Raw genomic sequence first — 26002 nt, forward strand, 5'->3', positions numbered from 1 at the left:
GTTTTGTCGTAATTGATCGTGGGTTGTTACTTATAAATTATTGTCTGGGTTTTGTTGTCTTTTATAAGGTCGGGCGCTGTTGAATGTATTCGGTGAGTACGATAGTTTTTTGACAGGGCCAGTTCGGCTTTTCTATATATTTGAATTTAAGGTTTAACGAAATGAATAAAATGAATGAAGCAGAGGCCAGTCTTTATTTTGATCAATGTCTTGAGCAGTGTCGGGCCAAGCTTAAATATACCGGCCCGAAGATCCAGGCGCGCTCTGCAGTAAAGTTGCCGTTTGATCGGGATGAAATGAATGCCGCGATCATGGGCAGCGGTGTGGTTGGCTTCTTGGACGGGATGTCGAGGCGTAACAAACGCATCGTAAAAAATACGTACGCGTATGCCGATATCGCTTCAAAAGTGCTGTTTCCTGCTAAAGACGAGAAACTTGCCCGATACGAGTGTTTTAAAAAGCTGATGTTTGCCACGGGCTGGACCGAATATCACAGTGCCTTTACCCAATACAAGTCCACCTCCGCCAAGTTGACGCTGGATAATGTAGCGCTGGATATTGTTCATTCTGTGGCCGGTGGCCTGGCGGGTACTGCCGCGAATGCGTTGAAAGCTGTCGCCGACAAGACCATGGATGCGCTAAAAAAACAACCTAAGGCGGTCAAGCTTTTTGAGCGTCATGCTACTGAGGCCAGTGGTGGCAACTTTGGCGTGTCCGTTTGCAAGCAAGACGAAGAAGCTGAAGTAACAATGGCCGTGGCGACGGTCCGTTACGACTCATTGGACAATAATGCAAAAGTTCTTTTTGTGGAGTGGGATAGTTCTGAGCTTCCGATCTTTCAAGGTAAGGCGCACTTTACCATTCACGAGGAAGACTCGAGGAAAGAGGCTGAGTGCATCAAGTACCTTGATGAACTCAGAGAGGCCGTTTTCATGGAATTTGCGCCGGTGAAATGACGCCCGGCCGCCAGAGGCAATCAGCCTCTGGCTTTCTGTTGCGGGTTGGCACTAAGGCACCAGGTACCCTTTGACGCCAGTGAAGATGATTTGTGCTGCCAGTGCACACACAAACAACCCCATCAACCGGCTGACAATCTGCAAGCCCTGGTCGCCGAGGATTCTCTCGATGCGGTTCGACAGGTAAAGCACCACACCGACGGTGAAGCTGGCCAGGGCAATGCTGAGGATGGCGGTGAGTTTGTCATCCCAGTGGGGCTGGCTCACGCCCATCACCAGCAAGGCGCCGATGGTGCCGGGGCCGACGGTCAGCGGAATGGTCAACGGGACGATGGTGACGTCCTGCTGCACGTTATCGGTCTGGACCGCCGATTTGCCCTGGGCCATGCCCAGCGCCGAGATGAACAGTACGCTGCCGGCACCGATGCGGAACGCGTCCACGGTGATGCCGAAAACACTGAAAATGACCCGTCCGAACAAGTACAGCAAGACACTGGAAACCAGGGTGGCCGTCGCCACTTTCCAGGCCAGTCGTCGTTGCTCCTTGCGCGAATAACCGCGGGTCAGGCTGATGAAGCAGGACAACACGAAGAACGGGCTATAGAGCACCAGCATCTTCAGGTAAACGCTGAACAACACGTGGAGCATGGTGCAGGCTCACTGGCGAGAGAAGTCGTGGGGGAGTCTATCAGGCGTTGCGGGGTCTGTCGGCTCAGGACGGTTGCGTTGCCGTCCGTTGTTGCTGATCGCGCTGGGCAACCCAATGTTCGATCAGCTCGCGCAACTGCGACAGTTCAACCGGTTTGGCCATGTGGCCGTCCATTCCGGCCTGACGTGCACGCTCTTTGTGCTCGGCGAGGATGTGTGCGGTCAACGCCACCACCGGGGTGCGAACCCGTTGGTTGCTGACTTCCCAGGCACGTAATTGCTGGGTGGCCGAGAAACCGTCCAGGATCGGCATTTCGCAATCCATCAACACCAGGTCGTAACGTTGGGCTTTCATGGCCTGCAGGGCTTCTTCGCCATTGCTGGCGGTGTCCGGTTGCAGGTTGAGTTTGCCCAGCATGCCGCGTATCACCTTGGTCGAGATACTGTTGTCTTCGGCCACCAGGATGCGGAAGTCGTTGGGAACCTTGATCGGCAGGGTCGTGCCGGTGGGTGGGAACTGCGAGACCGCGAGGCCCTTGTTGCGCTGATTCAGCTCATCCGCCAGTGTGGTCTTCAGGGTGTAGCCGGCTACCGGTTTGGCGAGGATGCGTTTGATGCCGGAGTTGCGCGCGATGATCTTGCTCGGCGCATTGCTGATGCCCGTGAGCATGATCAGCAGGATGTCGTGGTTAAGGCTCGGGTCTTCCTTGATCTTGGCCGCCAGTTGCATGCCGGTCATGCCGGGCATGTTCTGGTCCAGCAGGACCACGTCGAAGTAGTCGCGCAGGTGAGCCTTGGTACGCAGCAGCGCCAAGGCTTCCTTGCCGGACGGGACCGCGCTGACATTCAGGCCCCAGGCGCTGCACTGTTGCACCAGTACCTTGCGGCAGGTGTCGTTGTCGTCCACCACCAACACCCGTGCGCCTTGCAGCGGGCCATCGAGGTCGGAGGTCGGGTGTTCAAGGCGGTCGGGGTCCAGCGGCAAGGTCAGCCATAAGGTGCTGCCCTGGTTGGTGCCACTCTTGATGCCGAACTCCCCTTGCATCAGACGAATCAACTGACGGGCAATCACCAGTCCCAGGTTGCCGCCCAGGCGGGTGGCCGAGAGGAAGTTCTTGCTGTGCAGTTCGGCGTGCATCAGCGCGTCACGTTCTTCGGCGTCCATCGGCTCGCCGCTGTCCTGTACGGCAATGCGTAAACGCGGTTTGGCCGTGCGCTCGTCGAGGGCGACAACGATCAGGATCTCGCCTTCGTCGGTTTTCTTCAGGGCGTTTTCCAACAGGCTCAGCAGGGTCTGACGCAGGCGCGTCGGGTCACCGCTGATGACCCGCGGCACTTGCGGCTGGATAAAGCTGATCAGCTCGACGTTCTGCTGTTCGGCCTTGGCGCGGAAGATGCTCAGGCAGTCTTCGATCAGCGCATTGAGATCGAACTGCACATCGTCCAGCTCGATCTGCCCGGACTCGAGCTTGGAGATGTCGAGAATCTCGTTGATCAGGGTCAGCAGTTCATTGCCGGCGCTGTGAATGGTTTGTACATAATCGCGTTGTTTGACCGAAAGTGGCGTGCCCAGCAACAGTTCGGTCATGCCCAGTACACCATTCATCGGGGTACGGATTTCATGACTGATCTTCGCCAGGAACTCGGCCTTGGCATTGATCTCGGCATTGCTGGCGGCCAGATCGCGGCTGACGCTGAACCGGTCTTCGGTGATGCTGCGTTGGCGTTCGCTCAGGGCAATGCTCATCAGCAGGCCGCTGATGCAAATGAACACCAGCAGGGCAACGATCAGGCCTTGCGGTTCTACCAGCGTGAGGCCGAGCAGCGCCGGCAGGATAATCAGCGTGCCGACGTTGAACACCACCATGGCGGCGACGAACAGCCGGGCCGGGCGATAGCCTTTTTGCCAATGCCAGGCGCTGACGAACAACATCGTCAGGCCTGCGAGGGCGACCAGCGCGTAGGTGATGATGTTCAGCGGCAACGTGTTGACGAACAGCAGCAGCAGGCCACAAGCCACAATGAACAGGATGTCGCCCAGCAGCAGCTTGTTCAGCGGGTGCGGGCCGAGCGGGGCGAAGAATCGGTAGGCGAACATCAGCCCGCACGGCGCGGTCAGCAACAGGGCAAGGTAAGCGCCGGGCGTTTGCAGCGCATGCCAGTCCGGCAACCATGGGCCCGCGAGGTTCAGCAGCAGCGCCAGGCTGATCATCAACAACGCTTCACAACCCGCCAGCCACAGGCTGCTGCGCGACCGGGTGTAGGCGTAACGGATCAGGTTGTGCAGGATCAGCATCCCGATGCAGCCGAACAGCAGACCGTAGATCAGCGTCTGGCTCTGATTGGCCGCGGTCATGATTGCCGATTGCAGGGTGATGTAAGGCCGCATCTGGTGTTCGGACACCAGGCGCAGGTAAACGTCGAGGGGTTTGTCGCTTTGCGGCAACGGCAACATGAAGTCGCTGTTGGGTAGCGGCCGTTCTGCCTGAGGCTGTTCGGTGCCGGTGTTCAATTGCTCGATCAGCTTGTCGCCGTCCAGCACATAAAGATTGAGGTGCGACAGGTCAGGAGCGAACACCCGCAGCAATTGCTCATGCTTGCCGGGCGCCAGCCTGAAGCGCAGCCATAACGCACCACCGGGTTCGGCTGCGGTGAGGCGTTCGAGTTCGATGGGGCTGAATTGATTGGTGAAACGAGCGGAACGGATGTCGCTGAGCTGCAGGTCGCCCTGTTCGTCGAGCAATAGCGCCCAGCCACTGCCTTGCGCGGCCTGGGCCGGGAGCATGCAGAGCAGCGTCAGCAGCGTGACTGTGAAACCTATGGCAATCCTGAGCCAGCGCACGGCGAAATCCCTTCGTAGGTTGATGCCAGAATATAACTATGCGCGGCGCTGGAATAGTCCGGCAAGGGCCTGAATCCCAAGCCCTGCCGAATGGATCGTTTATTCCTGACTTTCGCCACGCTCACGGGCAATGGCGCGGTAGCCAATGTCCTTGCGATAGAAGCAGCCTTCCCAGTCAATCTTCGCGGCCAGCTTGTAAGCCTGCTGCTGAGCAGCATCGACGCTGGCACCCATGGCGGTGGCGCAAAGCACCCGTCCACCGGCCGTCACCACTTGACCGTCCTTGAGCGCCGTACCGGCGTGGAAGACTTTGCCTTCCAGCGCGGCGGCTGCATCCAGACCGTTGATGGCGACGCCTTTAGCGTAGTCGCCAGGATAGCCGCCTGCCGCCAAAACAATACCGACGCTCGGACGTGGATCCCATTGGGCTTCGACCTTGTCCAGCGCTTGCGCCAGGGCCGCCTCGACCAGCAATACCAGGCTCGACTGCAAGCGCAGCATAACCGGTTGGGTCTCAGGGTCGCCGAAACGGCAGTTGAATTCGATGACTTTTGGGTTACCAGCCTTGTCGATCATCAGGCCGGCATACAGGAAACCCGTGTAAACATTGCCTTCCTCGGCCATGCCGCGCACGGTTGGCCAGATCACGAGGTCCATGACGCGCTTGTGCACTTCGCTGGTGACGACCGGGGCAGGGGAGTAAGCACCCATGCCGCCGGTGTTCGGCCCTGTGTCGCCGTCGCCGACACGTTTGTGGTCCTGGCTGGTGGCCATCGGCAGTACGTTCTTGCCGTCGACCATGACGATGAAGCTGGCTTCTTCGCCGTCGAGGAATTCTTCGATGACCACGCGCGAACCGGCGTCGCCAAACGCGTTACCCGCGAGCATGTCGCGTACGGCGTCTTCGGCTTCGGCCAACGTCATGGCAACGATCACGCCTTTACCGGCAGCCAGGCCATCGGCCTTGATCACGATCGGCGCGCCTTTTTCACGCAGATAAGCCAGCGCTGGCTCGATCTCGGTGAAGTTCTGGTAGTCGGCGGTCGGGATCTTGTGGCGTGCCAGGAAATCCTTGGTGAAGGCTTTCGAACCTTCCAGTTGAGCGGCGCCAGCGGTCGGACCGAAGCAGTCCAGGCCACGGGAGCGGAACAGATCGACGACGCCGGCAACCAGCGGCACTTCCGGGCCGACGATGGTCAGGGAGACGTTCTTCTCGGCGAAGTCGGCGAGTTGTTCCAGTGCGAGCACATCGATCGCGACGTTTTCGCACTTGGCTTCAATGGCCGTGCCGGCATTGCCCGGAGCCACGAAAACTGTCTGCACGCGCGGATCCTGAGCCACTTTCCAGGCCAGGGCGTGTTCACGGCCACCGCTGCCAATGATCAAAACATTCATTTCAAAAAACCTCGGATGACGCTAATTCTGTTGAGCGCCGCAGGGACGCTTTTCTGTGGGAACTGGCCTGCCGGCGATGCAAACAACTCGGTTTATCAGCTAAACGGAGGGGATGCTATCGCTGGCAGGCCAGCTCCCACAGTTGATCGTCGTATCAGTGACGGAAGTGGCGCATGCCAGTGAATACCATGGCGATGCCAGCTTCATCAGCGGCTGCAATCACTTCTGCATCACGCATCGAGCCGCCTGGCTGGATCACCGCAGTGATGCCGACCTTGGCCGCATTGTCCAGACCGTCGCGGAACGGGAAGAATGCATCGGAAGCCATGACCGAGCCGGCGACCTGCAAACCGGCGTGCTCTGCCTTGATCGCAGCAATGCGCGCGGAGTTCACACGGCTCATCTGGCCCGCGCCGACACCAATGGTCTGACGGTTCTTGGCGTAGACAATGGCGTTGGACTTGACGTACTTGGCGACTTTCCAGGCGAAGATCAGGTCGTGGATTTCCTGTTCGGTCGGAGCGCGCTTGGTCACGACTTTCAGGTCATCGGCACCGATCATGCCGATGTCGCGGCTCTGCACCAGCAGGCCACCGTTGACGCGTTTGTAGTCCCACGCAGCGGCGCGGTCAGCCGACCACTCGCCGCAGGCCAGCAGACGCACGTTGGCTTTTGCCGCGACGATGGCGCGGGCTTCTTCGCTGACGCTTGGGGCAATGATCACTTCGACGAACTGACGCTCGACGATGGCCTTGGCGGTCTCGGCATCCAGTTCGCGGTTGAAGGCGATGATGCCGCCGAAGGCGGATTCGGTGTCGGTGGCGTAGGCCAGTTCGTAAGCCTGACGAATGCCGCCTTCGGCGTCCGGGCTGACGGCAACGCCGCACGGGTTGGCGTGCTTGACGATCACGCAGGCCGGTTTGACGAAGCTCTTCACGCATTCCAGCGCGGCGTCGGTATCGGCCACGTTGTTGTACGACAGCTCTTTGCCTTGCAGTTGGGTCGCGGTGGCGATGCCGACTTCGGCAGGCTTGGCTTCAACGTAGAACGCCGCGCTCTGGTGCGGGTTCTCGCCGTAGCGCATTTCCTGAGCCTTGATGAACTGGCTGTTGAAGGTGCGCGGGAACTCGCTGCGACCTTCGGTGCTGAGGGTGTCAGCGGCCTGGTTCACGGTGCCCATGTAGTTGGCGATCATGCCATCGTAGGCGGCGGTGTGTTCGAAGGCCTTGAGCATCAGGTCGAAACGCTGAGCGTAGGTCAGGCCGCCGGCCTTCAGGCTTTCCAGCACGTTGGCGTAGTCGCTGGCATTCACCACGATGGCCACGTCTTTATGGTTTTTTGCTGCGGAACGGACCATGGTCGGGCCGCCGATGTCGATGTTCTCGATGGCGGTCGGCAGGTCGCAGCCTGGCTTGTTGATGGTGGCTTCGAACGGGTACAGGTTGACCGCCACCAGATCGATCGGCTTGATGCCGTGCTCGTTCATGATCGCGTCGTCGATACCGCGACGACCGAGGATCCCTCCGTGGATTTTCGGGTGCAGGGTTTTCACCCGACCGTCCATCATTTCTGCGAAACCGGTGTAATCCGCGACTTCCACTGCGGCAACGCCGTTGTCACGCAGTAGCTTGAACGTTCCGCCGGTGGAGAGGATCTCGACGCCGAGGGCTTCAAGCTCTTTGGCGAATTCGAGGATCCCGGTCTTGTCGGAAACGCTGATCAAGGCGCGGCGGATCGGCAGGCGGGTAGTCTGGTCGGTCATTTCAATTTCCATCAAAAGCAAAGGAGTCAGCAAAAAAGGCGACCGTTTTTACGCGGGCGCCTTTCTGGTTTGATTGAATGCTTACAGCAAATCGTACTGCTTGAGTTTTTTGCGCAGGGTGCCCCGGTTCAGTCCGAGCAGCTCGCTGGCCTTGGTCTGGTTGCCCTTGACGTAGTTCATCACGCACTCGAGCAGAGGCGCCTCGACTTCGGAGAGCACCAGGTTGTACACATCCGTGACGGCAGCGCCCTCAAGGTGGGCGAAATAATTGTGCAGCGCCTTCTCGACACTCCCGCGAAGGGTCTGACCTTCTTCGCTCGGCGTGTTGAGGTGCTGTTTCAAATTCACGTTGTCGCTCACGGGTGTTGTTCCACTCACTAAAGTCTCGGTCATCATCGTCATGCGGCCACCTCTTCTCCGTCCCCTGTCAGGCTCTTGTAACGTTCGGCGAAGAAGCCCTGAACGTTGGCGCATTGTGCTTCCGTATCTTCCAAACGATTGAAGTGGGCGCGAAACTCCCTGGCGCCCGGCAAGGTTGCGAGATACCAGCCCACATGCTTCCGAGCGATCCGGACACCCATGACATCGCCATAGAAGACGTGCAGTGCGGCCAGATGCTCTAGCAGAATGCGTTCCACCTCGATCAATTCCAGCGCCGGAAGTTTTTCGCCGGTACGCAGAAAATGATCGATCTCACGAAAAATCCATGGCCGCCCCTGGGCGGCCCGTCCAACCAACAGTCCATCGGCACCGGTCGCATCGAGCACGTAACGGGCCTTCTCCGGTGAATCGATGTCGCCGTTGGCGAAGACCGGCATCGACACCGCCTGCTTGATCGCGGCGATGGTGTCGTACTCGGCTTCACCGGTGTACAGATCGGCACGGGTGCGGCCATGAACCGCCAACGCCGTAATGCCTGCCTGCTCGGCGATCTTCGCCACCGTCAGACCGTTTTTGTTGTCCCGGTCCCAGCCGGTACGGATCTTCAAGGTAACCGGCACATCAACTGCCGCCACCACGGCTTGCAGGATCTCGGTCACCAGTGCTTCATCTTTCAACAGTGCAGAACCGGCAGCCTTGTTGCAGACCTTCTTCGCCGGACAGCCCATGTTGATATCAATAATCTGTGCGCCCAGTTCGACGTTGGCCCGGGCCGCATCCGCCAGCATCTGTGCATCGCCACCGGCGATCTGCACCGAGCGTGGCTCGGGATCACCTTCGTGGATCATGCGCATGCGCGATTTGCGGGTGTTCCACAAGCTCATGTCGCTGGTGACCATTTCCGAGACTACAAGTCCTGCGCCCAGTCGCTTGCACAGCTGACGAAAAGGTTGGTCGGTGACACCCGCCATGGGGGCGAGAATCAAGCCGTTGTGCAATGTGTATGGACCGATGCGTACCGCCGACATAGGGCTTTCCAGTTGTGGGGCCGGATCATGAGAGTTCGAAAAAGGGTTGGCATGATACCCGCTCTCGATGACTGGATAAAGGCTGAATTGAACAAAATCTGAACAGTTATTCTGTTATCGCCAGCAGTTTGGTATGAGCGGTCTCTGTCAGAAATGTGCCGTCAAACCCGTAGCACTGAACCGTTTCACTCGGGTGAATGAAAGCTCAGGCTGTAGTTCACGGCTTTGGCGCCTGGGTCGAGGATATCCAGGGCGATGTGGATCGGTGTTTGTGGTGGCATTTCGGCCATGCCTTCAAGATCGCCGTTGAGGTACTCGCCGGGTTTGAATCGACGGCTGGCGATCAGGTGACCGTTGAGGTCGGCAAAACGCAGCTCCAGCAGCGGGAACGGCTGGGAGAACGGCGCGCGGTTGTAGATGATCGCGTCGACCACCAATGCGCCATTGAATTCCGGATGGCTGCGCACCACCAGGTTGCTGCTCTTGATTTTCGCGATGTCGACTTTCGACGGCACGGTGCAGCCGATTTGCGGGCAAAACTGCTGAAACCACGGACGGTACTGATCCTGGCGCGCCAGCTCATCAAAATGGTAGGCGATGTACTGGCCCGCGAGCGCACCAGCGCCGAGCAAGATCAGCAGCAACCAGAAAAACCGACGGCCCCAGGGGGAGCGGCGTTTTTGCCAATCGAGTTGCAGCGGGTCGTCGGTCAGGTCTTGCAGCACTTCGGCGCGCATCGCTGGTTCGCTGCGTTCGCGGCGTTTGCGCAGTGGCTCGATCGACGGCAGGTCGTCTTCGATGTCGTCGCTGGCGTCGGTCGCGGACAGGCGTTCGTGATGAAGCGGGGCGTCGAGCGGATCGTTCAGGCGCAGTTGCGGCGGCAGCGTCTCGTCGTCCAGTTCTACCGGCTCCAGGGACAGCGAGGGCTCGGTGCGCGCGGGTCTGCTCGGCTCGATCGCCGGCTCCGGCGTCAGGGTGACTTCGGTCGCTTCCGCCGCTTCTGCCGCTTCCGCGCGATCGGCGGCCGATTCGCTGAACAGGCTGTCGGACCATGGCGCTTCGTCGTGCTCGGCGCTGTCCCTGCGGGCGCTCAGGCTGTCTTCGCGGTGGCGACCGAACTCGGTGGTCGGCTGGATTTCCCGCTGTTCCAGGCGAGCGAGTTCTTCATCCAGGTCCAGGCTGTCCAGGTCCAGCTCAGCGGCAGTCCACTGCTTCTGGCTGATGGCCCTTGGTTCTGGCTCGGCTGGCTCGGCGGTCTCGACGATGGCCGGAGCCACCGGGAGGATCGCTTCCTTGCCCGCCTGCTCAAGCAGTTGCTTGGCGGCGTTGAACACCTGCAGGCACGAGCCGCAACGAACCACTCCACGGGCCACACTCAATTGAGCATGGCTGACGCGGAAGCTGGTTTGGCAATGCGGGCACTGGGTGACGAAGCTGTCGGTCATGCGGCGATCCGGATTATGCAGGCGTCCATTCTAGCGCCGACGGCCAGTGATGCGCACCCAGCCATCGCGATTGGCGATCGGGTCCAGATCGAAGTCCTGCGCGTAGGCGGCGGCCACTTCATCACCTTGTTCGGCGAGGATGCCCGACAGCGCCAGACGACCGCCCGGTTTGACCAGGCTGGACAGTTGGGGGGCCAGGGAGACCAGCGGGCCGGCGAGGATGTTGGCCACCAGCACATCGGCCTGAACCTGCGGCAGGTCTTCCGGCAGATACAGCGGGAAGAGCGCTTCGGCGATGTTGTTGCGACCGGCGTTATCGCGTGAGGCTTCCAGCGCCTGCACGTCGATGTCAGTGCCGACGGCTTCCTTGGCGCCCAGCAACAGGGCGGCAATCGCCAGGATCCCCGAACCGCAACCGAAATCCAGCACGTTGCAGTCTTTGAGGTCCTGACCGTCGAGCCATTCCAGGCACAGCGCGGTGGTCGGGTGCGTGCCGGTGCCGAATGCGAGGCCAGGGTCCAGCAGAATGTTCACGGCGTCGGGTTCGGGAGCCGCGTGCCAGCTCGGCACGATCCACAGGCGCTGGCCGAAGCGCATTGGCTGGAAATCGTCCATCCAGGTGCGTTCCCAATCCTGGTCTTCGATGACTTCGCTGTGATGCTCGGGCAGCGGGCTGCCGGTCAGCAACTCAAGGTGCGCCAGCACGGTGGCGGCTTCGGTGCCACCTTCGAACAGGGCCAGCAGATGAGTGTGCGACCACAGCGGGGTGGTGTTGAGTTCCGGCTCGAAGATCGGCTGATCTTCGGCGTCCATGAAAGTCACCGATACGGCGCCCACTTCAAGGAACGCGTCTTCGTAGGTTTCGGCTTGTTCTGGGCTGATGGCGAGACGGACTTGCAGCCAAGGCATGGCGGGCACCTTTGAAAAATATTGATTGCAGCCTAGCGGGCTGCGAGAAGCGCGCAAGTTTACGCGAGCGCGGAGGTTTTGTGGGAGTCCACTGTACCTGTGGGGGCGAGCTTGCTCGCGAAAGCGGACGGTCTGTCACATTGATGTTGGATGTGTCGACGCCTTCGCGGGCAAGCTCGCTGCCACAGGGACTGTGCAGGGGGGCAGGTTTGATGAGATGTCCAGAAACAACAAAGCCGCCCGAAGGCGGCTTTGTTGATCGGGCTAAAGCTTAATGCTTTTCGCCAGCCAGCTTGTGTTCCAGGTAGTGGATGTTGATCCCACCTTTGCAGAAGCCTTCGTCGCGGACCAGATCGCGGTGCAGCGGGATGTTGGTCTTGATCCCGTCGACAACGATTTCGTCCAGCGCATTGCGCATGCGCGCCAGTGCTTCGTCACGGGTTGCGCCGTAGGTGATCAGCTTGCCGATCAACGAATCGTAGTTCGGCGGAACGGCATAACCGCTGTACAGGTGCGAATCGACGCGAACGCCGTTGCCGCCTGGAGCGTGGAAATGCTTGACCGTGCCTGGGCTTGGCATGAAGGTTTTCGGGTCTTCGGCGTTGATCCGGCATTCCAGCGCGTGACCGCGGATGACGACGTCTTCCTGGGTGTACGACAGCTTGTTGCCAGCGGCGATGCTGAGCATCTCCTTGACGATGTCGATGCCGGTGACCATTTCCGAAACCGGGTGCTCAACCTGAACGCGGGTGTTCATTTCGATGAAATAGAACGCGCCGTTCTCGTACAGGAACTCGAAAGTGCCCGCGCCGCGGTAGTTGATGTCGATGCACGCTTTAACGCAGCGTGCGAGGACTTCAGCCCGTGCTTTCTCGTCGATGCCCGGTGCCGGCGCTTCTTCGAGAACCTTCTGGTGACGACGTTGCAGCGAGCAATCGCGGTCGCCCAGATGGATGGCGTGGCCCTGGCCGTCGGAAAGCACCTGAACTTCCACGTGGCGTGGGTTGGTCAGGAATTTTTCCAGGTAGACCATCGGGTTGCCGAACGCCGCGCCTGCTTCGGTGCGGGTCAGTTTGGCGAAGGAGATCAGGTCTTCTTCTTTATGCACAACGCGCATGCCGCGACCACCACCGCCGCCAGCGGCTTTGATGATCACCGGGTAACCGACTTCGCGACCGATGCGCAGAGCGGTTTCTTCGTCTTCCGGCAGCGGGCCGTCAGAACCCGGAACGGTTGGAACGCCGGCAGCGATCATCGCGTGCTTGGCCGAAACCTTGTCGCCCATCAGGCGAATGGTGTCGGCTTTCGGGCCAATGAAGGCGAAGCCGGAGTTCTCGACCTGTTCAGCGAAATCAGCGTTTTCCGCAAGGAAACCGTAGCCTGGGTGAATGGCGGTAGCGCCGGTCACTTCAGCCGCGGCAATGATTGCCGGGATGTGCAGGTAAGAATGGGCGGCCGAGGCCGGACCAATGCAGACGGATTCGTCTGCCAGGCCCAGGTGCATCAGCTCTTTGTCAGCCTTGGAGTAAACGGCGACGGTCTTGATGCCCATCTCTTTGCAGGCACGCAGAATCCGCAGTGCGATCTCACCGCGGTTGGCGATCAGAACTTTTTCCAACTTCGCAGTCATCAAAGTTTCTCCGCGGTTCAAACGATGGTGAACAGCGGTTGGTCGTACTCAACCGGCTGGCCGTCTTCGACGAGGATGGATTCGATCACACCGCTGGTTTCAGCTTCGATGTGGTTCATCATCTTCATGGCTTCGACGATGCACAGGGTGTCGCCTTTCTTCACGGTCTGGCCGACTTCAACGAAGGACGGCGAGCTTGGCGAAGATTTGCGATAGAAGGTGCCGACCATTGGCGAACGGGCAACGGTGCCGTTCAGGACTGGCGCGGCCGGAGCAGCAGGAGCGGCAGCTGCAACCGGGGCAGCAGCGGCAGGCGCTGGAGCCGGAGCGTGCATTGGCGCCGGAGCGTAGTACTGCTGAGCAGGAGTCTTGCTATGGCGGCTGATGCGAACGGACTCTTCGCCTTCCTTGATCTCGAGCTCGTCGATGCCGGACTCTTCCAGCAGTTCGATCAGTTTCTTAACTTTACGGATATCCATGAATCATCAACTCCCAAGGGTCGGTCAGGGGCGTATAGCTTGTTGTTCAAGCTGCTCTAGTGCAGCCTCCAGGGCCAGTCGATAACCGCTGGCGCCAAGGCCGCAGATCACTCCCACCGCTACGTCGGAGAAGTAAGAGTGATGGCGGAAAGGTTCGCGTTTGTGCACGTTAGACAAATGCACTTCGATGAATGGGATGCTCACCGCCAGCAGCGCGTCACGTAATGCGACACTTGTGTGCGTAAAAGCTGCTGGATTGATCAAAATGAAGTCCACACCTTCGCCGCGGGCAGCGTGGATGCGGTCGATCAATTCGTACTCGGCGTTGCTTTGCAGGTGCAGCAAATGATGGCCGGCTTCGCGGGCGCGGCGTTCCAGGTCCTGGTTGATCTGTGCCAGTGTCGTAGCGCCATAGGTGCCCGGTTCACGGGTGCCGAGCAAGTTCAGGTTGGGGCCGTGCAGAACCAATAGGGTCGCCATCTGCTGTTCCTTGTTATCCATGTGCATTTGTCAGAACCCGGCGACTATGCCGCAAAGCCTTTGTGACTGTCCAGTTCTATGCAATAGCCAGCACGATGGCCGATGTTTGCGCGAAATATGTGACCGGGTGATTAAATCCGGTCATTTGCTTTGGCGACACGTTCGGCGAAGTCCGTGGCGTTGATCTCGCCGATCACTCGCACCTCGGTGCGTTCGACACCGTCCTTGCCGAAAAACATCAGCGCCGGTGGGCCGAACAGTTTGTAGCGGTCGAGCAGCGCACGTTGCTCGGCGTTGCTCGCAGTGATGTCGAAACGGATCAGCCGATAGCCTTTGAGGCGTTCGACGACCTTCGCGTCGTTGAGCACTTCGTGTTCGATGACTTTGCAGCTGATGCACCAGTCGGCGTACCAGTCGAGCAGCAGTGGTGTGCCGGAGGATTTGGCCTCACTGAGCACGCGATCCAGTTCGGCCGGGGTGGTCAGGGTTTGCCAGTCGCTGCTGCCTTGCCGCTGCTCATTGCTGCTGACGAGGCGCGGCTGGCCGATTGGGTTGAGCGGATCGGTCTGGCCACTGAAGGCGCCGTACCAACAGGCCAGCGCATAAAACAGCAGGAACATCCCGAGCAACTGACCTACGCGTTTTCGCGGAGGTTTGTAGACGAACTCCAGCGCGCCCATGAACAAGCCGACGCCACCGGCGAGTAAACCGATCAGCAGCAAGGTGATCTGCCCCGGCAACACCCGACTGAGAAGACCAATCGCCAGACCCAGCAACAACACGCCAATCGCGTTTTTCACATAGACCAGCCACGGTCCGCTTTTCGGCAGCCAGGCGGCGCCGCCGGTGGCGACCAGCAACAGCGGGGCGCCCATGCCGAGGCCGAGCATGAACAGTTTCAAGCCGCCGCCCAACGCATCGCCACTGGCGCTGATGTACAGCAACGCGCCGGCCAGCGGTGCCGAGACGCAGGGCGACACCAGCAGGCTGGAAACCACGCCCAGCACCGCCGCCCCCCACAACGAGCCGCCTTCGGTGCGCCCGGCAATTCGGACCAGTCGACTGCTGATCGCCTGCGGCAACTTGAGTTCGAAGACGCCGAACATCGCCAGGGCAAACACGGCAAAAAACATCGCGAACGGCACCAGCACCCACGCCGATTGCAGCCGCGCCTGAAGATTGAGCTGCGCGCCGAACATCCCCATCAGCGCACCGAGCAAAGCGAAGCAGGCGGCCATCGGCAGCACGTACGCGAGCGACAGATTGAAGCCGCGCAAGCCACCCACCTGACCGCGCAACACCACGCCGGACAGGATCGGCAGCATCGGCAGCACGCAAGGGGTGAAGGTCAGGCCAAGGCCCGCAAGAAAGAACAATGCCAGCGCTCGCCAGCTCCAACTCGTGGTGGTGCCGCCGCTGCCCTCGATCGTCAGGCGTTCAGTCTCGGGTGGATAGCACAGGCCTTTGTCGGCGCAACCTTGATAGGTCACAGCGAGCGTGAAGGCGCGTTGATCGCTGCGCGGCAGTTCTACATCGAGAATCCCGTGGTAAACCTCGACGTCGCCGAAGTACTCATCGTGCTTCTGCTCGCCCTTGGGCAGTTGCGCCGGGCCGACGACGACCTCGGCGGGATCGGCACGAAACTGAAAGCGATGGCGGTAGAGGTAGTAACCCTCGGTGGCGACGAAACGCAGCTTGATCGATTGTGGCGTGCTTTCTACCAGGCTCAGTTGAAAGGCTTCGCGCACTGGCAGGAAATCCGCGCTGTTGTTGATCGAGCCCAGGGTGGAACTGGGCCGACTCTCCAGCAAACCGGCGGCGGTGGCCGGCAGGGCGAGCACTAAAAGCAACAGGCAAAGCAAACGGCGCATGACGATCTCGCGTATCGGAGTTGGGGGCATGATAGCGGACAGTTGCGGGGTGTGCAGGCGGGGAGTTTTGCGGTGCTTGTTCTGGTGCCATCGCCGGCACGCCAGCGCCTACAGGTACGGTGGTGTCCTTGTAGGCGCTGGCTTGCCGGATCGCAGCGATGGCGGTCGGTCAGACGCGGAAAGCCTGGACGGCTGTATGCAACCGCCCACCCAACACCAACAAATGCTCGCCTTGCTCGCGGCCTTCACCGATACGCAGCAAGTTATCCCCGCCCAATTGGTGGATCCGCTCACTGTGGTCGCGGATTTCGCTGACGGCGCCGCTCTGCTGAGCCGTGACATCGGCGATGCGCACGGCGGTGTCGGAAATGGTCTGAATTGCCCCGACGATTTTATCCAGCGCCCCGTCGGCCGCCTGGGCTTGATTGGCCGTGGCTTCAGCATGCTCGACCTGCGCGCGCATGCCCTCCACCGATTGTTGCGCCGCCGTTTGTAACCCGGCGATCAAGACCTGAATTTCGGCCGTGGCGCCCGCGGTGCGTTGCGCCAGTGAGCGAACCTCTTCAGCCACGACGGCAAAACCGCGACCCATTTCCCCGGCACGGGCCGCTTCAATGGCGGCGTTGAGGGCCAGCAGGTTGGTCTGGTCGGCAATTGAGCGAATCACCGTCAGCACGCCGCCGATGGTGGCCGATTCCGAGGCCAGGTGTTCGATCATCTGAGCATTGCCTTGCACTTCATCGACCAATGCGTGCAGCCCGGTGAGGCTCAAACCGATGACTTTCTGTCCGTGTTCCACCGCCAATCCAGCATGACGGCTGGCGTCGGCAGCCTGACTGGCATCGCCGGCGACTTGTTGAATGGTCGCTTCCAGTTCGCCGAGGGAGTCGCGGATCAACGCCGTATCACCCGCCTGATGCTCGGCGCCGCTGTGCAAATCATTGCTCAACTCGGCCAGGGTGCGGCTGCTACCGGCGACCTGCTCGGCGTTGAGGCGGATGGTCCCCACCAGATCGACGAGGTAGGCGCGCAGCCGATTGAGCGAGGCCTGGATGTCATGCAATTCGCGATTGGTCTTGCCCAATTCGATGTCGCGGCTGAAGTCGCCTTCGGCCCAGGTCGAGAGCGCTGGCGCAAGATTGGTCAGCGTCCGGGCCAGGCGCCGTTGCAGGGTGTCGATGAGCAAGGCGATCAGCAGAATCAGGCCGATCATCACCCCTTGCATCAGTCGTACTTCGCTCTGGATCTGCCCGTGCTGGGCACGGACCGCCGGTTCCAGCCCGGCGATGGACTGTTGCACGGCAGCGATCTTCTGGTGAGTCGCGGCACTGAGGTCGGCGCGTTTCTGGATCTGCTCGCGGGTGCGCGCTAGCTCTGCGGGATAGCGTGTCAGCAGGCTGTTGAGCTCGCGTTTGAGGCCGACGCCGGCATCTTCCGCAACGGTTTTTTCGGTGTTCTCCAGGCCCATCAGCGCCGCGAAATCATCCGTGTCCGATTCACTTTTACTGGCAACGCCGAGCAGCGGCAGGGCATTCAGGCGTTCTGCTTGAGCGCGGATACTGGTGACTTCGCGTTCAACATCTGCCGCCAGTTCGCTGCGGCCGCTGCTGACCAGTTTGTCCCGCGCCAGAGAGAGTTTGCCCAAGTGTTGAGAGGCCGCGAGCAGTGGCGTCAGATAGCTTGCATCAGCGCTGGCGTATTGACTCAGTTGGTCGAGGCTGGCGCCGAGTTCGCGTTCGGCTTGCAGCAGCAGCGCCTGAGGATCGCCCGCGAGTTTGCCGGCGGCCAGCAGGTCGGTTTTGCTGAATTCATCCAGGTTCGACAGGCTCGGTCGCAAGCTGTCGGCCAACGTCGGGGGTAACTCGGCGAGTTCCTTTTGCAAGCCGTCGATGGCCTGACTGGCGCTGCTCAGGCGCAGGGCATCGCCGCTGGCGAGGTAATCCTCGATATTACGCGCCACTTCATTCTGAAATTGTTGGGACAACCCGAGGTAGCGCTCCATCAACAAATAGGGGCGTTCCAGGGCTTTTTGCGACCACCACAGCGTAGCGCCGAGGGCCACGCACACGGCGACTAAAAGGAGGGTGTTGAGATTGGTCAGCAGCTTCAGGCGCATCGCGGGACTACCAACGGCGAAATGGTAAGTGCCTGAAGTTATTGCGTTTCTGTTACAGGGTTATGACTGAATGGGTCGATTCTGATGAAAAGGTGGCACTTTGCTTTGATGTCCGTGCGGCTTGTACGCGGTTGCGCCCGGCATGCTTGGCGCGGTACAGCGCCTCGTCCGCCTGGCTGGCCATCATCAGGCCGTCGGAGTCTTCGCACAGTTCGACCACCCCGGCGCTGAAGGTGCACCAGAGGTCCTGGGGCTGAGCGGGGTAGTGGATTTCGGCGAAGCGCTGACGGATTTCGTCGAGGACTTTGCAGGCTGCTTCGATATCGGTGTCCGGCATGACGATGGCGAATTCTTCACCACCGTAGCGGCCGATGAAATCGGTTTTGCGCAAACGCTGCTTGAGGAACAGCGCCAGGCTCTTGATCACACGGTCGCCCATGGGGTGGCCGTGGCTGTCGTTGACCCGTTTGAAGTGGTCGATGTCGAGCATCGCAAAGCTCAGCGGCTTGCTCTCGCGACGGGCGCGGAAGGTGCAGTCTTCAAGCAATTGCAGGATGTGCGTGTGGTTGTAGAGCCCGGTGAGGCTGTCGCGGACCATCCGTGCTTTCAGATTGCGCGCCCGCGCCGCGCGGTTGCGCACGGTGGTGATCAGGTGCCGGGGCTTGATCGGTTTGGTCAGGAAGTCGTCGCCGCCCTCGCTCATGGCGTCGAGTTGCTTGTCCAGATCATCTTCGGCCGACAGGTAAATGATCGGCACGCTGACATAGCGGTCGTTGTGGCGGATCACTTTCGCCAGTTCAGTGCCGGTGCAGGCCGGCATATACATGTCGAGAATGATCAGGTCGGGCTGGAAGTCCGCCAGTTCGGCCATGGCCTGGATCGGCTCGATCAAGGTCCGCGTAACGATCCCGGCGCTGTTGAGCAGGCGCTCGGTGTGCAACGCCTGAGCGCGGGAGTCGTCGATGATCAGTACTTTATAAGGTTCGTACTGCGCGACGCAGGTCAGGACTTCGATCTTCTCCAGCAGGCTCGAGGCTTCAAGCGTGCCGGTGAGAAATTCCTGGCCGCCGGCGCGCACGGCGGCGAGGCGGGTCGGGGTGTCGGTTTCGAGCAGGCTGAAAAACAGCAACGGCAACGGCTCATCCAGACCGACCTGGGCTTCGGCGGCCAGTTTCAGGCCGATGCCGGGGCCGCTGAAGTCCACGTCCATGACGATCGCGGCGGGCAAACGCTCGACCATCGAGGAGCGAAACGCTGCCACGCTGTCGAGGGACTGGGCGCTGAGCCCGAAAAATTCCAGTTGTTTGGCCAGGCGCTCGGCACGGTCGTGATCCTGCAGCATCACGTAGATCGGTTTGCGCAGCGGTGGCAAAAAGGTTTGTTCGAGCTGATCGCCATGGCGCAGCCCGGTGCGCGACAGGCGCTGCATCAAGCGATTGAGGTCAGTGATCAGGCCGCTGCTTAGGCGTCCGCGATTGGCGTCGACAGCCTCCAGCGACTGGCCGATGTGGCGCGCCAGTTGCGAGTGTTCCGGTTGTTCGAAACGCTCGGCGAAACGCAGCAGGCGCAGGTTCGCTTCGCTCAACTCCGATAAGTCGGTGGTGGACCACTCACTGCGTTGCAGGCGCTGCCAGATCTCAAGAATTTGACGTGCCTGATGAATTACCCGCTGGGCAAAGTGGTGCTTGAGGCGCTCACGGCTGGGGTCTTCTGGCTCGGTCATATCCTGACTACTAGTTAGGGTTCATGCTGAGATCGACTGGTGGCTCTATGCTAGCACCTCTTTTCAGTCGCATGAGTGTCGTATGTCAATAATCTGCAAAGCGACATCATTCAGTTTCTGACTGGCAGGTCTGAAAATGCCTCCAGGCTATTTGGAAAGGCCCGTGGGTTAGGCGTCTCAGGGCAATTTTTTTGTTTTTGTGCGAAGCGTCCGTCAGCTCCGCGAGTGTTATTTGTCGGGGGATTCTGGTTTTTAGCGTGCTGGATTCGAGCCGGTTTTTTGGCTGGTAGGGTGTCAGGGAAACCCTTAGATGCCAGCCGTGAATCATGACCCAGTGTTTCAAAGACCACCCCAGCGATCAGCAGCGCCTCAACCACAACAGCACCCCCGTAGCTGAATGTGAATGCAGAGAGGAGCTGCTTTACGGCACCAAGACGCTCATTACCGAAGTGCCAATCCTTACGTGCGCCTGCCTATGGCGACACTACCAGCGCGAGGCGGAAGAGATTGTTGCCCCCGGTGGTGTACTGATTGCCGACCCGGTAGAGCGCAACCGCGTGATCAACGCTGCCTACGCTCGCCTGTGGCTGCACGATTCAAGGTTTCAGTGGGCCGGGCTGGCGGCCTTTGCCTCCAAGCAGGTCGGCTGCGGGTTGCTGCATGCGGCGGACAGTATTGAACATATTCGAGATGAATATGAGTCGCGACAGCGTGTGCGCGATAGCCGCCGCGAGTTCGGGCTGTTGACGCCAGACAAGATGTCCGAGCAGGCGGGTGAGCTGCGTGAATATAAAGAAGCGGATGCACGTAATCCGGTGCCCTCTGTGGATTTTCGTGCAACGGGGGACGACTTGTCGTTGGTGCAACAACAGTTCCGGCATGTGCACGACATGATGGCACTGGGGAATACCACGCTGTTTCTGGATGTTTTTCCGTTGCATGAGTTTTATGCGAAACGCGGGTTCAGAGAGTTGAAAAAGTGTCTGGAAGCCCGGGCGGGAATATTTGGGCATCCGAAGTTTCCGGTGATGTGGCCGGTGGGGAAGGAGAAGCTGGAATACGGGCTGGATTACCCCGAGATTTTGCTGGGTTTTGAGGCGATAGAGGACGGAGATATTGCCGGGAGCGTTGAGCATCTAGCTTGGCATGAGCAACAGAATATTCTCCAGCCAACTATTTACAAGGATCGGCAGTTGGTCAGCTTACTGCGTGCCAACCACGCATCCTATGTCACGGGGTTTCCTTCAGGCGCTGCCAAAGCGATTGAGTTGACCCTTACCAGCCAATGCGAGCGCGTCGAGGATGAGCGCACCATTGGTTTCAGCAATAACCCGCTGGCGGACTTGTCGGATATCCAGCAGCGAATGCCTTTCGTACTTCGCGCTGCAGCACGCTTTGATCAGATGCTTAACGACACGAACCGAAGTGTGCTTGAGCAGTCGATCATCGAGATTGCGTCTGGGCAGGTAATCCCATGAGTCTGCGGCCAGGTATCGACCGCTGGCGGCTTGGGGCGGGTTTGCTGTTTCTGGCTGTTCTGCTATGGATGGCTACAAATCAGTTAGTTGAGTCTCTATCGCAAGAGCCGGTCATCGCATTGGAAATGGGCGGTACCTACGAAACCTTACGCAAACATTCTTCAGTTCCCTTCAGCCCTATGGTCCCCGGGCACGTCTGGATGGGCCTTCCCAAGACGGATGCGCGTCTTCGATTAATCGATCCGCAGTACGAATTCCTCACACCGAGAGCGCGCTTTTTCACTGTTGTATTTGACGACAATATCGTTAGCAGCATCCGCATGTCTCCGCAGATAGAGCCACTACTAATCGATGATGCCCTCAAGGTAGTTCTCGACCTGCAAGACCAATGGCGTGAAAAAGGCTGGGTGGCAAAGGGGCTACGAAACAATCCCACGATCGCCGATACCCCTGAATGGCGTGAATGGCTTCGCAGAGGAATTCTTGCCGGACGGTCCTATTGGCTGGCGGGGGATAAGTACCAGGCCATGCTGATATTGGGACGTTTCGAGGATTATCGAAACCCCACCGAGGAGCGCTACCTCATCACCCTTGCACTCGCCAAGCCCTGGACGCCCTTCGACGAAATCGAAGACATGTACGACGAGCCCAGTCACTTCCCCGCCCCACAACCCAAATAAAAAGGAGCGCTTTTATGCAAGTTGCTTCCGGGTTTCGGGCAGCGGCACGCTGTAATCAGATGCTTAACGACACGAGCCGAAGTGTGCTTGAACAGTCGATCAACGAAATCGCATCGACTGGTAGCAGGTATTGAGTATGCGACCACATTTGTTCGGCTGGCGCTGCGGCGCCTATCTTCTTGTCCTGGCTGGCCTGACGTGGGTCGTCATACACCGCTTGACGCAACCTCTCTGGGATGAACCCGAAATCGTCGTGGAAATGGGGGGGACGTATGAAAACCTGCTCAGAAACTCTTCAGCTCCCTTTAGTCCGGAGATCCGTGACCGCATCTGGTTCGGCATTCCCATGACCGACGCACGATTGCGATTTGTTGATCCACAGTTCGGGTTCACCACGCCGGCGGCGCGCTTCTTCACTGTCAATTTTGACGACTATGTCATTTCCGGTATCCGCATGTCCCCGCAGGTCGAACCGCTGCTAATCGATGATGCCCTCAAGGTAGTTCTCGATCTGCAAGACCAATGGCGTGAAAAAGGTTGGGTGGCAAAGGGGCTACGAAACAACCCCACGATCGCCGATACCCCTGAGTGGCGGGCCTACTTGAGTAAAGGAATTCTCTCTGGGCGATCCTATTGGCAGGCGGGCGACAAGTATCAGGCCATGCTGATATTGGGACGTTTCGAGGATTATCGAAACCCCACCGAGGAGCGCTACCTCATCACCCTTGCACTCGCCAAACCCTGGACGCCCTTCGACGAAATCGAAGACATGCGCGTCGAGCCCAGTCACTTCCCCGCCCCGCAACCCAAATAAAAAAGGAGCCCCACCATGCCAACCCCCGCCTTCATGACCCTTCGTGGCGAGCGACAAGGCCTGATCAGCGCTGGTGCTTTTACCGAGGCTTCAGTCGGCAACGTTTACCAGGTGGGCCGTGAAGACCGGATCATGATTCAAGCCCTGAGCCATGGCATTTTCGTGCCGAATGGGTCGGGGAGCGGGCGTCGGATGCACAAGCCCTTGATCATCACCAAGACCATCGACAAAGCGACACCGCTGATCAACAACGCTTTATGTTCGGGAGAGTTGCTCAAAGAGTGCCGCGTCGAGTGGTATCGCACCTCGGCTCAGGGCTCCCAAGAGCATTTCTACACAATGGAGCTGGAAGACGCGCTGATCATCGGCGCTGAAGTGCTGATGCCCCATTGCCAGGATCCCGGCACCGCGCACCTGACTCAACTGGAGAAAGTCCACTTCAGTTACCGGCGAATTAATTGGCGGCATGAAGTCAGCCGCACCATGGGTTCTGATGAGTGGAACACCGAGGAGCAGGGATGAGGCTGGTCAACGAGTTCGATCTGTCCGAACGGGAGCGCCAACATGCCTGGCCCCGTGAGCAAGCGCTGGAGCTTGTGCGCCAGGCGCTGCTGGATCGGCAGCCCATCGATGGCATGAACGAGTTGCGTCGGGGGCTGCTGATCGATATCGACAGCGAGGTGCTTGACCTGATCGAGCGGGGAGAATGGCGATTGGTCAGGCCTGAAGCCGACTACGCTGACTGGAAAATGCCCAATCGGGCCTTTGATCCAAGGGTGATGGAGCTGATGCAAAACCCGCCCGTCCAGCCTTCGAGGTCACCAAAAATCTTTCTCCTCGTAGACAGCGTAACCGGTGAGCCGCTGCCGCAGCGTCACTACATCGCGAGGGTGGATGGAGGCACGGCGCCGCGCAGAACCGACGGCGCGGGCATCGCTCATTTGTTTGTATCGCCCGGGGTGCAGCAGATATCGATGGCGATCATCGGCGTTTAACCCGGGCGGCGCTTGAGTTCAGGGGCGCACGGTTGTCACAGCTACCGACGCAAATTTATCCGGATAACCCGACGACGGGTGCCGGGCAAAGGCACGTTGTTGTATGGTTGTGGTCGAACCGATGAACTCAAGTGATTGAAAGGATATCGCCATGCTGGACTGGAAGAACCGCGCGGGCAGCGCGCCTGAACGTGCCGCCGAACCGAAATCGGCCACCCGCAGTTACCTCGGCGGCCTCTTGTTCAGCCGGGCGCTGGCCACACTGATTGGTCTTTATCTGCTGGTCGCGATTGCGCTGGGTTGGTATTGGAGCCAGGAACCGGCGCTGTTCCCGGTCCAACAGAACGCCCAACTGGCGGCTGAAAAAGAAGGCAAGCAGATGGTCATCGGCTACACCACGGTCGAAACCCTCAAGACCGTTGCCGATACCTTGCTGACCAAACCGGGCGGCTACATCTCCAACGACCGTTTCCCGCCGGGTCTGTGGATGGACAACACGCCGAGCTGGGAATACGGGGTGCTGGTCCAGGTCCGCGACTTGACGCGGGCGTTGCGTAAAGACTTCGCCCGCTCGCAATCGCAATCGGCCGAAGACTCCGATCTGGCCAAGGCCGAGCCGCGTTTCAACTTCGACAATAAAAGCTGGGTGCTGCCCTCCAGCGAGTCCGAGTATCAGGAAGGCATCAGTTCCCTGAGCCGCTATCAGGCGCGCCTGTCCGATCCTTCGCAGAAAAACGCGCTGTTCTACGCTCGCGCCGACAACCTGAACAACTGGCTGGGCGATGTCGGCACCCGTTTGGGTTCGCTGTCGCAACGCCTGTCGGCCAGCGTTGGTCGGGTCAAGCTCAACACCGCGCTGAAGACTGAAGTGGTGGCGCCGGGTCAGGTGCCACAGGTTGACGAGGAGATCGTCGAAACCCCGTGGATGCAGATCGACAACGTGTTCTATGAAGCTCGCGGTCAGGCCTGGGCCTTGTCCCACTTGCTGCGCGCCATCGAAGTCGACTTCGCCGATGTGCTGGCGAAGAAGAACGCGACCGTCAGCGTGCGCCAGATCATTCGTGAACTGGAAGCGTCGCAGGAGCCGGTCTGGAGCCCGATGATCCTCAACGGGAGCGGCTTCGGCGTACTGGCCAACCACTCGCTGGTCATGGCCAATTACATTTCCCGGGCCAACGCTGCAGTGATCGATTTGCGTCAACTGCTCAATCAGGGTTGAGTCATGGTCGATAACGCCAAAGAGGCCGCCCACCGTGCAGCCTCGGATGCCGAACAGATCGCCTGGGTCGACGAGCGGGACAACCTGCTCGGCGCACTGGTTCGCTCGGACCTGCGCGAGCGCGGGCTGATCGGGCGCGGCACCTACATCATGCTGTTCAATTCGGCTGGTGAACTCTGCGTTCACCGGCGCACCCTGAGCAAAGCGATTTATCCCGGTTATTGGGACGTGGCAGCGGGGGGCATGGTGCTCGCCAGCGAAACCTACGCCGAGTCGGCCGCCCGCGAGCTCGAAGAAGAGTTGGGCGTGGGCGGTGTGGAACTCACGGCCCATGATCACTTTTTCTTCGAAGACACCGGCAATCGTTTGTGGTGTTCGGCATTTTCGGCGGTGTGGGACGGGCCGTTGATCCTGCAACCGGAAGAGGTGCTCGAGGCGCGCTTTTTGCCAATCGATCAAGTGCTTCGGGAAATCGACGAAAAGCCTTACTGCCCGGACTCTCTGGCCGCGTTGAAGCGCTATCTCCGGGCTCGTGGCGACGACGTCGCAAAAGAGGCATAAATTGGCGCCGATTGGCTCTTAGCAAGTCGGCTTTTTGCCGTTACACTGCGCGACCTTTTCAAGCTGAACCGGCAATTTCTGGTTCAGTAGCGCTGCCCCTGCCTGAGTGGGGCTTCGCGGTCGATGGCACTTGCCCAAGTGCCGCGACCAGTCTTTGTCCTCCCAAGAGGATTGCCGGTGGCCAAAAAAGCCGCATCCTTCGCCGCCCTTGGTGGCCTGGTATTTTCCACCGACGCAGGTCGTCATTGCCCGGATTGCAGTAAACCGGTGGACGCCTGTATCTGCAAACAGACCGTTATCCCGGCCGGCGACGGCATCGCTCGCGTGCGTCGCGAAAGCAAGGGCCGTGGCGGCAAGACGGTGACCACCATCACCGGCGTGCCGTTGGCAGAAGACGCGCTCAAGGACCTGGCCACCACGTTGAAGAAACGCTGTGGCACCGGTGGGGCGTTGAAAGACGGAATCATTGAGATCCAGGGCGATCATGTTGAGCTGCTGTTGGGCGAGCTGATCAAACTCGGTTTCAAGGCAAAGAAGTCCGGCGGCTAGCAGCCTCTGTGAAAACCACCCTCGGCTTGACCTGGTCCTGA

The 26002-nt window shown here is 59.6% G+C and carries 23 protein-coding genes; 9 read left to right on the forward strand and 14 right to left on the reverse strand.

What is annotated here, in order from left to right:
- The first annotated feature begins 161 nt into the window (after window positions 1-161).
- Entirely contained in the window at window positions 162-956 is a 795-nt protein-coding gene (locus tag F8N43_RS26120) for a hypothetical protein (RefSeq protein WP_150654559.1), read from the forward strand.
- 51 nt (window positions 957-1007) lie between these two features.
- Here the strand turns inward: F8N43_RS26120 and F8N43_RS26125 are convergent, their stop codons facing one another.
- The 14 genes from F8N43_RS26125 to gcbA form a co-directional block, all read right to left on the reverse strand.
- Window positions 1008-1604, reverse strand: coding sequence for a MarC family protein (locus F8N43_RS26125; RefSeq protein WP_007937197.1), 597 nt, complete (start codon window positions 1602-1604; stop codon window positions 1008-1010).
- Between the two features lie 64 nt (window positions 1605-1668).
- Window positions 1669-4446 carry a hybrid sensor histidine kinase/response regulator gene (locus tag F8N43_RS26130; RefSeq protein WP_150633370.1) on the reverse strand — a complete coding sequence of 926 codons (2778 nt, stop codon included), beginning with the start codon at window positions 4444-4446 and terminating at the stop codon, window positions 1669-1671.
- A 99-nt stretch (window positions 4447-4545) separates the two neighbouring features.
- Window positions 4546-5841 (reverse strand): phosphoribosylamine--glycine ligase, encoded by a 1296-nt coding sequence (gene purD, locus F8N43_RS26135; protein WP_150633369.1) that lies wholly within the window; start codon window positions 5839-5841, stop codon window positions 4546-4548.
- A 154-nt stretch (window positions 5842-5995) separates the two neighbouring features.
- Window positions 5996-7603, reverse strand: a complete 1608-nt coding sequence (gene purH, locus F8N43_RS26140) for a bifunctional phosphoribosylaminoimidazolecarboxamide formyltransferase/IMP cyclohydrolase (RefSeq protein ID WP_150633368.1) — start codon at window positions 7601-7603, stop codon at window positions 5996-5998.
- Between the two features lie 81 nt (window positions 7604-7684).
- Window positions 7685-8005: a DNA-binding transcriptional regulator Fis gene (fis, locus tag F8N43_RS26145; RefSeq protein ID WP_007907419.1), complete on the reverse strand. Its 321-nt coding sequence runs from the start codon at window positions 8003-8005 to the stop codon at window positions 7685-7687.
- The gene (gene dusB, locus F8N43_RS26150) at window positions 8002-9012 is read right to left on the reverse strand and encodes a tRNA dihydrouridine synthase DusB (RefSeq protein ID WP_150633367.1); all 1011 of its coding nucleotides are present in this window, start codon (window positions 9010-9012) and stop codon (window positions 8002-8004) included. The genes fis and dusB overlap by 4 nt, the downstream gene beginning before the upstream one ends.
- A gap of 185 nt (window positions 9013-9197) precedes the next feature.
- Entirely contained in the window at window positions 9198-10457 is a 1260-nt protein-coding gene (locus F8N43_RS26155; RefSeq protein WP_150654560.1) for a DUF3426 domain-containing protein, read from the reverse strand.
- 30 nt (window positions 10458-10487) lie between these two features.
- Entirely contained in the window at window positions 10488-11366 is an 879-nt protein-coding gene (gene prmA, locus F8N43_RS26160; RefSeq protein WP_150633365.1) for a 50S ribosomal protein L11 methyltransferase, read from the reverse strand.
- A gap of 271 nt (window positions 11367-11637) precedes the next feature.
- A complete protein-coding gene (accC, locus tag F8N43_RS26165; protein ID WP_008153754.1) occupies window positions 11638-12996 on the reverse strand; it encodes an acetyl-CoA carboxylase biotin carboxylase subunit in 1359 nt (452 codons plus the stop codon).
- A gap of 17 nt (window positions 12997-13013) precedes the next feature.
- Window positions 13014-13475: an acetyl-CoA carboxylase biotin carboxyl carrier protein gene (gene accB / locus F8N43_RS26170; protein ID WP_121733746.1), complete on the reverse strand. Its 462-nt coding sequence runs from the start codon at window positions 13473-13475 to the stop codon at window positions 13014-13016.
- 24 nt (window positions 13476-13499) lie between these two features.
- Window positions 13500-13955 (reverse strand): type II 3-dehydroquinate dehydratase, encoded by a 456-nt coding sequence (aroQ, locus tag F8N43_RS26175; protein ID WP_007947649.1) that lies wholly within the window; start codon window positions 13953-13955, stop codon window positions 13500-13502.
- A 131-nt stretch (window positions 13956-14086) separates the two neighbouring features.
- Window positions 14087-15826 (reverse strand): protein-disulfide reductase DsbD, encoded by a 1740-nt coding sequence (locus F8N43_RS26180; protein WP_150654561.1) that lies wholly within the window; start codon window positions 15824-15826, stop codon window positions 14087-14089.
- A 169-nt stretch (window positions 15827-15995) separates the two neighbouring features.
- Window positions 15996-17942 (reverse strand): methyl-accepting chemotaxis protein, encoded by a 1947-nt coding sequence (locus F8N43_RS26185; RefSeq protein WP_150639618.1) that lies wholly within the window; start codon window positions 17940-17942, stop codon window positions 15996-15998.
- Window positions 17943-17994: 52 nt separating this feature from the next.
- Complete coding sequence (gene gcbA / locus F8N43_RS26190; protein WP_150633362.1) at window positions 17995-19665, reverse strand: diguanylate cyclase GcbA; 1671 nt, start codon at window positions 19663-19665, stop codon at window positions 17995-17997.
- Between the two features lie 326 nt (window positions 19666-19991).
- On the opposite strand from gcbA, the gene F8N43_RS26195 reads away from it, so the two are divergent.
- The 8 genes from F8N43_RS26195 to F8N43_RS26230 all read left to right on the forward strand — a co-directional run bounded on the left by F8N43_RS26195 (window position 19992) and on the right by F8N43_RS26230 (window position 25961).
- Window positions 19992-21143: a DUF2515 family protein gene (locus F8N43_RS26195; RefSeq protein ID WP_150654562.1), complete on the forward strand. Its 1152-nt coding sequence runs from the start codon at window positions 19992-19994 to the stop codon at window positions 21141-21143.
- On the forward strand, window positions 21140-21823 hold the full coding sequence (locus F8N43_RS26200) for a hypothetical protein (RefSeq protein WP_150654563.1): 684 nt from the start codon (window positions 21140-21142) through the stop codon (window positions 21821-21823). The genes F8N43_RS26195 and F8N43_RS26200 overlap by 4 nt, the downstream gene beginning before the upstream one ends.
- A gap of 136 nt (window positions 21824-21959) precedes the next feature.
- Window positions 21960-22637 (forward strand): hypothetical protein, encoded by a 678-nt coding sequence (locus F8N43_RS26205; RefSeq protein ID WP_412072602.1) that lies wholly within the window; start codon window positions 21960-21962, stop codon window positions 22635-22637.
- Between the two features lie 15 nt (window positions 22638-22652).
- Entirely contained in the window at window positions 22653-23159 is a 507-nt protein-coding gene (locus F8N43_RS26210) for an Hcp family type VI secretion system effector (RefSeq protein WP_150634522.1), read from the forward strand.
- Complete coding sequence (locus F8N43_RS26215; protein WP_150639613.1) at window positions 23156-23632, forward strand: hypothetical protein; 477 nt, start codon at window positions 23156-23158, stop codon at window positions 23630-23632. Before F8N43_RS26210 ends, F8N43_RS26215 begins: the two co-directional genes overlap by 4 nt.
- A gap of 151 nt (window positions 23633-23783) precedes the next feature.
- Entirely contained in the window at window positions 23784-24851 is a 1068-nt protein-coding gene (locus F8N43_RS26220; RefSeq protein WP_150634524.1) for a DUF2333 family protein, read from the forward strand.
- Window positions 24852-24854: 3 nt separating this feature from the next.
- Window positions 24855-25412 (forward strand): NUDIX hydrolase, encoded by a 558-nt coding sequence (locus F8N43_RS26225; RefSeq protein WP_150634525.1) that lies wholly within the window; start codon window positions 24855-24857, stop codon window positions 25410-25412.
- Window positions 25413-25589: 177 nt separating this feature from the next.
- A complete protein-coding gene (locus F8N43_RS26230; protein WP_008031278.1) occupies window positions 25590-25961 on the forward strand; it encodes a translation initiation factor Sui1 in 372 nt (123 codons plus the stop codon).
- The last annotated feature ends 41 nt before the right edge of the window (window positions 25962-26002 follow it).

Source organism: Pseudomonas fluorescens (assembly GCF_902498065.1).
GTDB classification, from domain to species: Bacteria; Pseudomonadota; Gammaproteobacteria; order Pseudomonadales; family Pseudomonadaceae; genus Aquipseudomonas; species Aquipseudomonas fluorescens_BJ.